This is a genomic window from Vibrio sp. B183, assembly GCF_000740665.1.
GTDB classification, from domain to species: domain Bacteria; phylum Pseudomonadota; class Gammaproteobacteria; order Enterobacterales; family Vibrionaceae; genus Vibrio; species Vibrio coralliilyticus.
In genome coordinates this window covers 1-13,400 of record NZ_JPQB01000029.1, presented here as the reverse complement: position 1 = coordinate 13,400, position 13,400 = coordinate 1, and the positions used below count along the sequence as shown (strand labels likewise).

The 13,400-nt window shown below is 43.5% G+C and carries 9 protein-coding genes; 6 read left to right on the top strand and 3 right to left on the bottom strand.

The features are described from left to right. Positions 1 to 31: 31 nt before the first annotated feature. The 6 genes from IX95_RS23555 to IX95_RS23530 all read left to right on the top strand — a co-directional run bounded on the left by IX95_RS23555 (position 32) and on the right by IX95_RS23530 (position 8,058). Positions 32 to 871 (top strand): 23S rRNA (adenine(2030)-N(6))-methyltransferase RlmJ, encoded by an 840-nt coding sequence (locus IX95_RS23555; RefSeq protein WP_006957627.1) that lies wholly within the window; start codon positions 32 to 34, stop codon positions 869 to 871. A gap of 173 nt (positions 872 to 1,044) precedes the next feature. Further along, positions 1,045 to 2,403 (top strand): glutathione-disulfide reductase, encoded by a 1,359-nt coding sequence (gene gorA, locus IX95_RS23550; RefSeq protein ID WP_038164475.1) that lies wholly within the window; start codon positions 1,045 to 1,047, stop codon positions 2,401 to 2,403. A gap of 117 nt (positions 2,404 to 2,520) precedes the next feature. Continuing rightward, complete coding sequence (locus tag IX95_RS23545; RefSeq protein WP_038164473.1) at positions 2,521 to 3,786, top strand: tyrosine-type recombinase/integrase; 1,266 nt, start codon at positions 2,521 to 2,523, stop codon at positions 3,784 to 3,786. Beyond that, positions 3,783 to 5,513 (top strand): hypothetical protein, encoded by a 1,731-nt coding sequence (locus IX95_RS23540; protein ID WP_038164471.1) that lies wholly within the window; start codon positions 3,783 to 3,785, stop codon positions 5,511 to 5,513. Before IX95_RS23545 ends, IX95_RS23540 begins: the two co-directional genes overlap by 4 nt. Continuing rightward, positions 5,510 to 7,600, top strand: coding sequence for a hypothetical protein (locus IX95_RS23535; RefSeq protein WP_051912653.1), 2,091 nt, complete (start codon positions 5,510 to 5,512; stop codon positions 7,598 to 7,600). The genes IX95_RS23540 and IX95_RS23535 overlap by 4 nt, the downstream gene beginning before the upstream one ends. Further along, positions 7,597 to 8,058 carry a hypothetical protein gene (locus IX95_RS23530; protein WP_038164469.1) on the top strand — a complete coding sequence of 154 codons (462 nt, stop codon included), beginning with the start codon at positions 7,597 to 7,599 and terminating at the stop codon, positions 8,056 to 8,058. Before IX95_RS23535 ends, IX95_RS23530 begins: the two co-directional genes overlap by 4 nt. 235 nt (positions 8,059 to 8,293) lie before the next feature. Here IX95_RS23530 and IX95_RS23525 read toward each other — a convergent pair whose 3' ends face one another. From IX95_RS23525 to IX95_RS23515, 3 genes are all read right to left on the bottom strand, one after another. Continuing rightward, on the bottom strand, positions 8,294 to 9,325 hold the full coding sequence (locus IX95_RS23525; RefSeq protein WP_038164467.1) for an HDOD domain-containing protein: 1,032 nt from the start codon (positions 9,323 to 9,325) through the stop codon (positions 8,294 to 8,296). Positions 9,326 to 9,547: 222 nt separating this feature from the next. After that, positions 9,548 to 11,530 (bottom strand): methyl-accepting chemotaxis protein, encoded by a 1,983-nt coding sequence (locus tag IX95_RS23520; protein ID WP_038164465.1) that lies wholly within the window; start codon positions 11,528 to 11,530, stop codon positions 9,548 to 9,550. Between the two features lie 239 nt (positions 11,531 to 11,769). Then, a complete protein-coding gene (locus tag IX95_RS23515; RefSeq protein ID WP_038164463.1) occupies positions 11,770 to 12,969 on the bottom strand; it encodes an EAL domain-containing response regulator in 1,200 nt (399 codons plus the stop codon). Between the last annotated feature and the right edge of the window lie 431 nt (positions 12,970 to 13,400).

Below are 13,400 nucleotides of genomic sequence, written 5' to 3'. Positions count from 1 at the left end.
CCGGTGTTGTCACCAGTTAGAGAGTGTCATTTTGTTAAGTTATCGCCACAGTTTCCACGCAGGCAACCATGCTGACGTGGTTAAGCATATTGTTCAAAGCCTTATCCTCAACGCGCTCAAGCAAAAAGATAAGCCATTTGTTTACCATGATACCCACTCAGGAGTGGGTCGCTATGACTTAACCCACGAATGGTCTGAAAAGACAGGTGAATACAAACACGGTATCGCCCGTGTCTGGCAACAAACTGAGATTCCAGAAGAAATCCAAAGCTACCTTGAATCGATTCAGACACTGAACAACGGTGACAAGCTGCGTTATTACCCAGGCTCACCACGTGTGGCTCGTGCGCATCTGCGTCCACAGGACCGCATGGTATTAACGGAACTTCACCCAAGTGACTACCCGTTATTAGAACAAGAGTTCCATCGCGACCGTCAGGTCAGCATCTATAAGGAAGATGGCTTCAAGCGTTTGAAGGCGAGCTTACCGCCGCAGGAGCGTCGTGGTCTGGTACTGATTGACCCACCTTACGAGCTGGCGAAGGAATACCGTGATGTCGTCCAAGCGATTTATCAGAGCTATAAACGCTGGGCCACGGGGATCTATGCTATCTGGTATCCGGTCGTTAATCGCTGCGACATTGAAGACATGATTGAAGGCCTTGAAGGTCTTGGCATCCGTAAGATCTTACAAATAGAGCTGGGTGTTGCGGCGGACAGCAATGAACACGGGATGACCGCCTCAGGCATGATTGTGATTAATCCGCCATGGAAGCTGGAAAGCCAGATGAACGCCATTCTGCCTTTCCTCAAAGAAGCAATTGCGCCTGCAACCGGTCATTTCAAAGTAGACTGGATTGTACCGGAATAACAGACACTCGCGCTCAGAGTACAGCGCAGGCCGAAGAAAAATTAAACAGGATAGATTGAGTTCAACCGATCTATCCTCCATATCAAAGACAATGAATTAAAACTCGCAGGGAGCTTGCGACTGGGCAACACATGTCGCACAGCGCCTTAATCCCGCAATAATTGGAGAAAGTAATGGCGACTCATTTTGACTATATCTGTATCGGTGGCGGTAGTGGTGGTATTGCTTCAGCAAACCGAGCAGCAATGTATGGTGCTAAAGTTGCGCTGATTGAAGCTCAGGATCTAGGCGGCACGTGTGTAAACGTAGGTTGTGTACCGAAGAAAGTCATGTGGCATGGTGCTCAGGTAGCTGAAGCGATGAACCTGTACGCTGAAGACTACGGTTTTGACGTTGATGTGAAAGGCTTTGACTGGAGCAAACTGGTTGAAAGTCGTCAGGCATACATCGGTCGCATTCACCAGTCTTACGATCGCGTACTTGGCAACAACAAAGTCAATGTTATTAAAGGCTTCGCTAAGTTTGTTGACGAGAAAACTGTTGAAGTGAACGGCGAGCACTACACCGCTGATCACATCCTAATCGCTGTAGGTGGTCGTCCAACGATTCCTAACATCCCAGGTGCAGAGCACGGTATCGATTCAAACGGCTTCTTCGAACTGAACGAGCAACCAAAACGCGTAGCGGTTATTGGTGCTGGTTACATCGCCGTTGAAATTGCCGGCGTACTGAGCGCTCTTGGCACAGACACTCACCTGTTCTGCCGTAAAGAATCACCGCTGCGCAGCTTTGATCCAATGATCATCGAGACTCTGGTTGAAGTGATGGAAGTCGAAGGCCCAACACTACACACTCACTCAGTGCCAAAAGAAGTGGTTAAGGAAGCCGATGGCAGCCTGACGCTTCACCTAGAGAACGGCAACACACAAAACGTCGATACGCTGATCTGGGCTATTGGTCGCCATCCAGCAACCGATGCTATCAACCTAGCATCAACGGGTGTTGAGACAAACGATCGTGGCTACATCAAGGTCGATGAATTCCAAGCGACCAACGTGTCTGGTATCTACTGTGTCGGCGACATCATGGAAGGTGGTATCGAGCTAACGCCAGTGGCCGTTAAAGCGGGTCGTCAGCTATCTGAGCGTCTGTTTAACAACAAACCAGACGCTAAGATGGACTACAACCTAGTACCAACGGTGGTATTTAGCCACCCGCCAATCGGCACTATCGGCCTGACAACCCAAGAAGCTGAAGAGAAGTACGGCAAAGACAACATTAAAGTCTACACGTCTGGCTTTACTGCAATGTACACTGCGGTTACGAAACATCGTCAACCATGTAAGATGAAACTGGTTTGTGCCGGTGAAGAAGAAACCGTAGTTGGCCTACACGGTATCGGCTTCACGGTAGATGAAATGATCCAAGGCTTCGGCGTTGCGATGAAGATGGGCGCGACCAAAGCAGACTTCGACTCTGTAGTAGCTATCCACCCAACGGGCTCAGAAGAGTTCGTTACCCTTACACGTTAATGTAGAAACTCCACCTCTACACATTTATGACTCTGGAAATTAATCTGGAAGCAACGGTACAGCAATCTAGTTTTGCTGTACTGCTTCGTTTTCACTCATTAATTATTTGGAGTACAAATGTCAATACTCATACACTCTTCCAGCGTATGCTCTGAACCTCATATTTCCTTTAATGGAGCAGGCGATTTTTCAGTTCATAACCAAGGACAAGATCTAGGCTCTCTACCCACCTTATATGATGAACATGGTCACTTTGTTCATGTAGCCAATGCTTGGTTTTTCGATCTTAAAACGGTTAAACGGCTTAAAAGCCTTACTTCCTCATCCAAGGCGATACTCTCTTATTGGCGCTTTCTTGAAGAAAGGCAATTGGTCTGGGATCACTTTCCTCCTATAAATCGCCTAAAGCCCACCTATCAATATCGCAATCGACTGCTCTCTTTGGTTGAAGATAAGCGTTTGGCTTACTCGACAGCCAGTAGCTACATGAACCATGTCGTTCAATTTTATCGCTGGGCTATTCATGAGGGCTATTTAGAGGTTAAAAATGAAAAGCAAGCCCCTTTTCAAATAGAATACACAACCATCAATCGCACAGATAAACTGGCTCATCTCAGACCAAAGTTTTCTATTCAAACCAGCGATCTCCGTATCAAGGTACCAAAGCAAGCTTCATCTTCTCAATCCTTATCACCTTTGAATCGAGACGAACTGACTATTGTCGCGAGCGCTTTGAAAAAGACATCAATTGAATTTCAACTTCAATGCCGCTTAGCTCTGCAAACAGGGCTGAGGATAGATGAAGTATGTTCGTTGACATTAAAATCACTAGAGCGAGCAAGGCCCATAACAGAGACAGGCGTACGATTTGAAGTCCCGATAGGCCCCTCCATGGGGATACGAACCAAGTTCAGCAAAGAGCGCAACATTGAAATGGTCGCATCTTTATTAATGTCGCTTCGAAATTATGCGATCAGCGAACGGCGATTACGAAGGCTACAAAAATTAAACCGTAAGGAAGGCAGCCACTTTGCAGAGCCTTTATTTATCTCTGAACAAGGAAATCCGCTTCAGCCTAAGGTTCTGGGTGTTCGATGGTGTGAATTACGGAAAAACATTCAACATACAATGCCAGAGTTCAACCACAAGTTTCATGATCTCAGAAGCACTTATGGTACGTTTCGTCTCAACGACCTCCTAAATTCAGGGTTAGGAAATAGCGAAGCACTAGACTGTTTAATGGGATGGATGGGGCATAACCATGAATCAACTACTTGGAAGTACATCCGCTTCCTCAGAAGGCAAGCTGTACTTTCTGAAAAGTTTGCAATGTTAGATACCATTATGCACAACGCTCTCGATGACTGCGAGGTGCCACGATGAAAAACCGTTTGATTCATTTGCATGACTGGCAACCCGATCTCATGCTGAGCATCGCCAATTCAAACAATACTACTCTACATTTAGATTTTAATCGTATGCGTTATCGGCATTGCCCTGTTACAAGGCAAATACAAAAAGGGAATGAAGTATTGGCCTCTCGTGACCAGCTTGCGATTATAGCTATGAATACCTTTAAATCCGATCATCGCACCGCTACAACTCGATATGGCCTCTTTGAACAGCTCAAGAAATACCTTCGATGGTGTGATAAACATTATATGGAGTGTTTTACCAAAGCATCGATTCACCAATATGTGCTCGAAATCTACACTCTCGTATTGAAAGGTGAGATAAAAAAAGGCTCTTACAAAGTAATGCGCACCCAGCTCACTGGATTATGCCGATTGTTCGATTACCCAATCAGTTGGTTTGATGAGCTTCCTGTCGTTAAACAGGATGACATAGAATCTTTCGAGGCATACAGCCAATCAGATCTCAAACAGCTCCTTCCTCTGCTTAGAGCCATGTTCAAGCAATTGTCTGAGCAATTTTGTCAGGATCCCCAACATTATCTCTCGGCTCACCACAATAGACCCACCATGAGATTTGTCTGGAAAGGCAAAAAATATCCAATTCGTTCTGGCGTCACCCGCTTAATGAGCGTCGCCACCTATCTGCTTGCCTACTATACATTTTGCAATACCTCAACCTTATTGCAATTAAAAAGACCCGCATTAACAAGTCAATCTTTAGGTGATACATGGTATAGCATGCCTGCTTTCAAGCGGCGTGCATTTAAGGTCTTAACCGTTGAAATTGGTACGCATAAACTCACTATTCCAAAGTACTGCATCGATTTCTTTGATACGCTTCTGCGCGTCTCCCAATACATCGACCCTTCGCCTCAAGCGCTGTTGTTACAAACTTATACACGAGGACAACGACGCTCTATCACCCCTTACCACTTCAGAGAGTTTAATGTCACCTTACTTGGCCGATACTTCCCTCTCAAAGATGACTTAGGACGCCCTCTGAGACCGATAATTTCTCGGTTTAGAGAAACGGGAAGCCTTATGACTCAGATCCGTTTCGGCGACATTGCCGCTGCTGAACTGCTTGGTAATACCCCCTCAGTAATACGTAAACATTACTCTACTGGCAATCGTCATAGCAACAACGCCATGCTCCAAGAGTCAGCGTCCATCAGAGCCTACCAAGCCAAACATAAAGTCAACACCTCTGAAGCCAAGCGCTCCATCATGGAAGAACTGAAGATCCCAATACTCAGTTACGATGATTGGATGAAAAGTACCGTGCCTGGGACACTCTCGGCTCACGGTTCTTATTGCACGCAACCCTTTGGAGAAAAATCGAAAGCCTTTAGCCGAAAGTCCAAACAACATCAGTTAACGGAAGGGCAACGTTTAGCCTGTGCAGAGTTACTACAATGCTTTGGGTGCGAGCACCAGGTCATCGTTCAAACAGACGAAGATATCTGGTGTCTTTTGTCATTTTGCGAAGCCCTTGAGGAGTCCAGATACTACCATTTAGATGCCCACCATTTTCGAAAAAATTTCGATGAAATAATCACATTTATCGAGCATAAAATTCTCCCAAAAATTCATACGCCGTTACTCAAGCGTGTACGCGAGCGGCTCAATACCCATGGACGTCACCCATTGTGGCAAGACGCCACATCTGTCAATGTTTTAGGAGCCCGCGCATGAACCATCCAATTTCCCCTTTAGGGGCTGAGTTTCAAGTTGATTTCATCGATACCACCTCTTTGCGTTCACAAGGGCAAAGCCTCATTGAGCTCATTAAGTCAGGTCAAATAGAAACCGTTAACGACTTTGTTATATGCACCAATAGAGAAGGTCATATAACCGCTCGCTTTGGTGAGGATTTATGGGACTTGTCTCCTTATTTTGCTCAAGTACGTTCTAATGTCACCAGCGTAAACTTTAGCCGTCTAACTTCCTCTCCAGCCTTGATGCTCGAGCTGAAACTGATTGTCTATGGGTGGATTTTTCATAAAAGTGGAGCTCAAAGTACTGGAGCTAAACTCTCAACGATTTGCACGCGTTTCATTAAGTTGCGTAATATCTATTACTTCCTCCAAAACCAAGGGGCCTATTCACTCTCAGCGCTGAGTAACCGAGTGGTCTGGACACGATTTATTGAGTACTTAAAAGCTCAGCAGTACTCTCTTAGTACACTGGAGCAAATGTTTACCGCGATCAACAGCGTCCTAAAACTAGAAAAATGGCTCGATATTCAGTTTGGCCTAGATCGGCTACCTTCCAATAAGTTGGCTCAAGAGCTATGCGCCCAAAATAAAAAGAAGAAGTCACAAACACTGGCTATTCCGCAACGTATAGCCGACGACATTTACGGTAAAGCCATTGAGTTGGTTGAGCAAGCCTGGCCATATCGACAAGAGCTCGCCGATGTTGAACAACACTTGCAAGACAACTACCTCGCTGGAAAAGCGAAAGTCGATGGAAAAATCCGCGATGGTAAGTGGCAATTTCTCACTAACATGACAGGGCACATCACTGATCCACATTTCTATGCTCAAGAAATCAATAAAGCCTCTCCACGTTCAGCGAACTCTATTCTCAAGTTAATGTCTCAACAAGGCAGTGGTCTCCCCAGCCAGGCCAGCGGTCTAGACTGGAAGCGCTATTATGGGCAGTTGATCACCGCATGTTTTATTTGTTGTGGTGCCTTTTCCGGTATGCGAGTGTCTGAGTTACTTGAGATCACAGAAGATAGCTACTTTAAAACATGCTTCGACGGTAAGACCTTTCATATGCTTCAAGCCAAGACGTTTAAGTTGGGACAAAAAAAAGCCACCTGGGTGACCGCTCCAATCACGGAAAAAGCCGTTCAGCTAGCTGCCGCTCTCACTCAGACTTGGCGAGACGAATACAATGACCATCAACCACAAAAAGTGAACGTACTCTGGTTCAATAAAGGGGCTCGCTCTAAAAAGCCCGTTATCATTTCGGATTGGAATCTACGGTTACAACGTTTCACCCAACACTTTAACATTCTGGTGTCAGAATCAGACCTGGAAGAGTGCATTGAATGTAACCCTAATAGTACAGAAAGTATTCGCACACGAGTTAAGCAAGGGAAACCCTGGCATATGAACACCCATCAGTTTCGACGAACCTTGGCGTTTTATACCATTAAATATCGCCTAGGGAATGCTATTGCTTTGAAACAACAATTTAAGCATCTTTACCTTCAAATGACAGACTGGTATTGCGCGGGGGGAGTCGCCAGCCGAATAAAAGATGTGGAAATAGATGAAGAGCTTCAGCAACTGCTGGCTTCCACACAAAATGAGCTCATCACTAATAAGTTTTATCAGTGGTCTCATTCATCGGCTCCCCTTTCGGGAAGTCATGGAAAAGCTATCGTTGCGATGAGAGAAGAAGGGACACCCCATTTATACAGCAGTTGGGACATCATCTATAAAGCTGTCAAAAGCAAGCAATTGACACTGCATGGCACACTACATAGTTACTGTAAAAATGGGTATCACTGCGACATGGATGGTGCCGCCAATCCTGCCTTTTGTGTGGACTGCTCGAGCGGTAGCAGCATTATTGACAGTGACAATGCTAGGTGGTGGCAGCAACGGCACACTGATCTAACACACTATCTCCTGTCACACCTTACCGTTTCTCCTTCCATTTACGCACATTGTATTACTCAAATTCGAGCTGCTGAGGTGGTGATGAGAGATTTCGCAATTGACTATCAACCTTATCAACATCCTATTGAGGTTTATGAATTATGAGGAAGAGCCAAGATACCTTGACGACATTACAGAGCGCCTTGCAACGTTTAATTGAAGGGCAACCTAAACGTGTTCTTCGCTCTCGAAAATTAAGTATTCGAGCCGTAGAAGAAGAAGCCAATTTGGGGAATGGTAGTGCATATTATTACCCTGCGATTATTGAACAAATCAGGCAGGCAAAGCAGGCGAATAACGCAGTCGTAGCGCCTTGTCATCATTCTGACTTACAGCGCTTACGGGAAAAACTGAAACGAGAATCCCGTCTGAAGACACAATACCGTCAAGAAATGTCACAGCTGAAAGAACAGATCGCAATATTGGCAGGCGAGCATCATCATTTTCACGAAGCTCATAGGAAAGTAATGCTTCAATTAGAAGAATTGGCTCTAGAAAACCAACACTTAAAGGAGCAAGCTATTCACCTAAAACGTTCGACCATCTCTCCCATAAAGAGCTGAAGGCTACGATATGATGGCGATTGATTCGCCATCATTTTACCAGAGAGTCACAAATGTTGCTGACCCATTTGCTGTGTAATGGAGAATATAATCATGAAAGGCACAACTCCATAGATGAAGGACTTACATGACGCTCTCTCTCAACTAGATATCAAGTCAATGGTGCCCTTCAACACAAAAGCCACAACTAGCACCTCCTCTATACAACACCGCATTCCTTTGAGATTACCTGCCATTATACTGAAACTTCTTGTTCATTCAGAAATTGAACTGCCATTTGACGCGCATTATTCGTGGTTAAGTGACTTTGAGTGCATCGTATAAACGTTTCATTATCAATAGAGCCCGTATTCAACAAACACTGCAATTCACTTAAGTAATTGGCTTCGAGAACAACAATACCTAGACCTGTACTCTTTAACTTTTCAGATATTTGGAAAGCAAGAGCAGTTTGAATAATCTCCGGTAATTGCCAAAAATGAGCAATGGAAAAGGTCAGTCGAGTTTCATATTTATGAATCAGCTTTTTAAATCCACTTGAATTGGGACTGGCCTCGGGATCAACATGGCGAAAGGCTTCGATCATTATCTGGAAGGTAATCATTCGCCCTAAATTACGGATGAGCCCGATAAAATAGGCCGTCGCCAATTCACTTTCTAAATCCGTATTCTTAACCAGCACTTTAGCAAACTCAGCAGTTTGAACGCTGTGGTTCCAAATGTTCTGCCCAAAATGGCGCCAATAAATGTTAAAAGAAGGCGTAAACTCTTTAATGTAAGATTCAATAACACCTTCAATCAGTCCTTGCGCGCCGATGTTCATAAATGCTGCTTTAAGGTCTGTAATCGATTTTTCGCTGCGTTTATACCGAGGGCTGTTTGCGAGTTTAATGACATCAGCTGCAACACCCGCTTCAGACTCAATGACCTCAAGTAACGCATCAACATTAAACTCATCATTCTGAAGTTCGGTGATCAACGTTGTTATTGATGCTGGCATTATCGGCAATTCGCTGAGTATTGCTTGGGGAGCAGTCAATATTCGCTCGAGCTGCTCTGCAACATAGTCACTAAAGGGATCGGTCTCCTCCATTGATGTAGATTCACCAAACAGATAATTGAGAAAGGCGGTATCATGTGCGTTCATAGCAGTATCATCGAGTATGGACACCTCATCAGCCTGTAGCTGAACGGGTTCCATATCGGGCGTTGCTTCTCGAGGTTCCACCGAAGAGTCAAACAAAGTATTTAGGGCATTTTTAAACATGCTACTTACCACCTTTATATGATGAAAAGACACTTACTAACTATAGAGAGTCACATACCTCAGTAGTATTTTTACTCAAGAAATGAGGACTAGGCCCCCAAAGCAAGCAACAACCGCGATAGTTGCAATGCCATTACCCGTTTTCTATGTAAAGTAAAAAAGTTTAACGAAAATAATATGCGATTGGTTTTGCTGAATAATGTCACTCTTAGATAACACGCCTCACGATATCTTGAAAGTCGCAGCTAAACTCTTCAGTGATGAGGCCAGTTGAGCCTGCTCTTGTGCCGTGGATGCTATTTGAGATGCGCCTGTCGTAGCATGTGTTGACGCCTCTTCGACACTGACAACGTTTTTTGCGATGTCTTGTGTCACGACCGCTTGCTCTTCCGTTGCGGTAGCAATTTGGTCTGTCATATTAAATATATCGCTAACCGAAGTCGCGATTGTGCTTAACGTTTGTTCTACTAACTGCGAGCTTGCTACCGCAGAAGCCGATTTTTCCTGGCAGCTATCGATTACACTAAACGCAGCCTCTACATCTGCTTGCAGGGAAGTAATGAATCCTTCAATTTCAGATGTAGAATCTTGAGTACGTTGAGCCAAACTCCTGACTTCATCGGCTACTACCGCAAACCCTCTACCTTGTTCACCAGCCCTAGCGGCTTCAATGGCTGCATTTAGTGCCAGCAAATTAGTTTGGTCGGCTACAGATTTGATAACATCAATAACACTGGTGATATTGTTGCTACTCTCATGAAGATGGGTGACTTTTTGAGCGAGTTCATTGATTTCTTGCGCCAGATTATCAATGGATTGATAAGACGCTTTCACGGTCGTTAATCCATTCTTTGCTTCGCCGTTCATTGTTTTGGCTGATTCAGCAGTTTGTTGAGTTTTCGAGGCAACTTCATCAACGGTTGCTGAAAGCTGTTCAATCGCGGTTGCGATTAAACCAATTTGATTTTGTTGTTCTAATATCGAAGAAGAGTTTTGATGGCATGTCTGAGAGGTTTGCTCTGCCGATGAAGCAAGGGTAACACTTGAACCAGACAGGTTATCGATGACGTTATGAAATCGCTCCAGTGTTGCATTTAAAGAATAAGAAATGACACCCAGTTCACTTTTATCCACGTAAGTCGCTCGAGATGTCAGATCATTTCCTTCTTTTACACTCTCCATTACTTTTGTTAAGTCTTTAACGCGTTTAGATAAATCTTTTATCACAAGAAAACATATGATGCTCGTCATCACTGTGATGAATGAGCATAGGATGAGATTCAAAACTAAGTCGCTCTTTGCGGTACTTGCTTTTTTGCTAGCTAGCTCTATTAATTGATCGGCTATGTAATCTTCTGTTTTTTTCAACTGACCGATTCGTTTGGTTGCTTGGTTAAACCAGTATTTAGGATCAATATTAAAATCCGTGGATCTAGACATGACCAGCTTGCGCAGTTTGGTGACCTCTGTGACTGAACTGTCATTCATTTGAGTCTCATAAAACTGCTTATTGCTTGAACGAGCAAAGGAAAGAAAATTTGATAGATAAGTATCTTGCTGAGTAACGAGCGAGGCGAACTTAATCAGCGTTTTTGAGTCGGCTTCATTGTTAGAAAACACACCGTTTAAAACCGCCCTTTCGATACCTGCTCTTTCTTTGCCTTGGAGAAAGTTATAATAAGCGATGGTCTCTTTAGTTATGGCTGAGTCCGTGCTGATGTCTGAAATTACCCCAGAAATACTTAAGAGAAAGCGATTTGCTTGAGTGTAATATTGCAAGGCATTGGAGAGTGGAATGGACTGGTTATCTACTTGGCTACGAATGTTTTTGAGCTGACGCAATTGCTGAGTAATCTTGTCGTTGAGCTGTTGAACCGTAGTATTCTCAATAGGGTGAGAATTCAAGTATGAAGATAGTTTTTCTTTTTTCTGATTTGTAGAGCTTCTCTGGCTGGCGAGCTCATTTTGGAAATTGGTGCCATTGGAGCTGAGAAAACCAGCCGTCATTCCACGCTCCTTTTGTAACTCGTGAACCAAATCACTGTAAACGACAGATAAGTTAGTGAGCCGAATCAGAGAGGACATCTCGGCTGACGTAGAAAAGTTTTGAAACAACGTCGATGTACTGAGCCATAAAAAACTAACGATGGGAAACGTAATCAAAAGGGCGACTTTTTGTTTAAACGAAAGGTCTGACAAGTTCATTTTTGGGTCCCTCATACGACTTAATTGGTTGATGACATATTCGATTAAGCATTAATTTATCTTTTGGCATTTTTATCCATACATCATCATGGTTATAATTTAAACTTAATAGAATCAAAGTGTTGTGCATTTATCTTTCAATCATAGCTAGAGTTAACGGCTTTATGTTGGTAACGTATTTTCGGAGCCAGTATGCACGGAACCACATACAGAGAAATGTGGATTAATGCGGTTTACGCCTACCGAATATCAATGACCTTGTTCCAAGAAGCATACCAGTGGAACAGGCTCTCCAATGAGCGGGGTTTACATATCAGAAAACCTTGAGCTATTACGTTTGTGTGGTGGCTTTCTAAGTAATTGTAGTCCTCATAATTTTCGACACCTTCGGCAACTAGGCTAATCGGTAAGTTTTTACAAATATCACGTAGTGAACTCACCACAATTTGATTAAATCTGTCTATATGAATATTGGAAACTAAGCTACGATCAACTTTTACTTCAGTAAAAGGTAAAGTGCGCAACTGCTGTAAGTTCGTGTACCCTGTTCCAAAGTCATCAAGAGATAAACCAAACCCTTTGATCCTAAAGCGGTTTAAACACTCTAACTGTTCTGTACTCTTTAACGTATCTTCTTCAGTCACCTCAATGGTAATATGGGCAGGGTTAACCCTACTTTGAGCCACTATATCGAAAAGTTGTTCTGGATATTCCGGGTTAGTTAATTGCGTGGGTGAAAGATTTAAAGCCAAATGCAAACCGCTCCCCAACTCTTCTTTTAACCTTGGGAGATCGTTAAGAGATTGAGTAACCACTTGTTCTGTAACTGTATCTAGCAAGCCATGCTCGGAGGCAGTAGGAATAAATCGGCCAGGCAAGATCGCATCCGTCTCACCCGGTTTACAGATTCTTGCCAGAGCCTCAACACTTTCAACTCGCCTCGTTAAGATATTAACCTTGGGTTGATAATAGGGAGTAATCAATCTTTTCTTAATGCAGTCAATTAGTTCTGCTTTTGTCATTTTCTTAAAGTGAGAAAACGTTTTTTGTTCTAGCTGAATCAATTTGTTGACCGCTCTGTTAAGCTCACTAGAAGCAATAGGTTTAGGTATACTTCCTATCAGACGAACTTCATGTTGTCGGGCCACATTGGCAGCAAGCTCTAAAACCCGGTCTTCTAGGTCTGAGATGATGCACACCCCGCCGTTATAGCCCATTTCTCCAAGCTGGCGAAGCACTTCCATTCCATCGATTTCGGGCATATTTAAATCTGTAAATACTGCACGATAGCTTTTAGGCGACTTTTTTATGAGCTCAAGCGCTCTTATAGGGTTAGATGATGTAATCACGTCGTCATAACCTAGCTCAGCAAACATCCCTTTTAATACACACAATATGGAAGGGGAATCATCGATCACTACAAAGTATTGTTTTTTCATGCATTCCTCTCAAATTGACCTGAGTGCGTCAATAGCAATAGACACATGGGCTCAAATGCTTGCCCTTATTGATAAGCTAGCTCATTAAGGGGAGAAAATCATTTATTAGCTTAAGTTAATATACAAAAAATATGTGCTAAGCCGAATAAGTACTCTTATTCAAATGGTTAACATTATGCTAAACCAAGATGTCATCGCTGTTAGGTTCGCATTGTGGCAAGTCCTAGTAATAGCAATGTTTCTGGAAAGTGATATCATCAGAACTCATTTATTAGGAAATATAGCAGCATAACGCTATTTTTCTGGAAAAGGCTCTCAAGTCTTACCATTGCCAGTTTTCCAGATTTATTTCAGAGCCCTGCCGTGGGGGTAGAAAAAGACTATGCGTTAATCACTGACTAGTGATAACCAAGTAAAAATCCACCTGCATA

Excerpts from the sequence above, each read along its gene's own strand:
- gorA (WP_038164475.1), top strand. The coding sequence starts at position 1,045 with ATGGCGACTCATTTTGACTATATCTGTATCGGTGGCGGTAGTGGTGGT.
- IX95_RS23545 (WP_038164473.1), top strand. The coding sequence starts at position 2,521 with ATGTCAATACTCATACACTCTTCCAGCGTATGCTCTGAACCTCATATT.
- IX95_RS23540 (WP_038164471.1), top strand. The coding sequence starts at position 3,783 with ATGAAAAACCGTTTGATTCATTTGCATGACTGGCAACCCGATCTCATG.
- IX95_RS23535 (WP_051912653.1), top strand. The coding sequence starts at position 5,510 with ATGAACCATCCAATTTCCCCTTTAGGGGCTGAGTTTCAAGTTGATTTC.
- IX95_RS23530 (WP_038164469.1), top strand. The coding sequence starts at position 7,597 with ATGAGGAAGAGCCAAGATACCTTGACGACATTACAGAGCGCCTTGCAA.
- IX95_RS23525 (WP_038164467.1), bottom strand. The coding sequence starts at position 9,325 with ATGTTTAAAAATGCCCTAAATACTTTGTTTGACTCTTCGGTGGAACCT.
- IX95_RS23520 (WP_038164465.1), bottom strand. The coding sequence starts at position 11,530 with ATGAACTTGTCAGACCTTTCGTTTAAACAAAAAGTCGCCCTTTTGATT.
- IX95_RS23515 (WP_038164463.1), bottom strand. The coding sequence starts at position 12,969 with ATGAAAAAACAATACTTTGTAGTGATCGATGATTCCCCTTCCATATTG.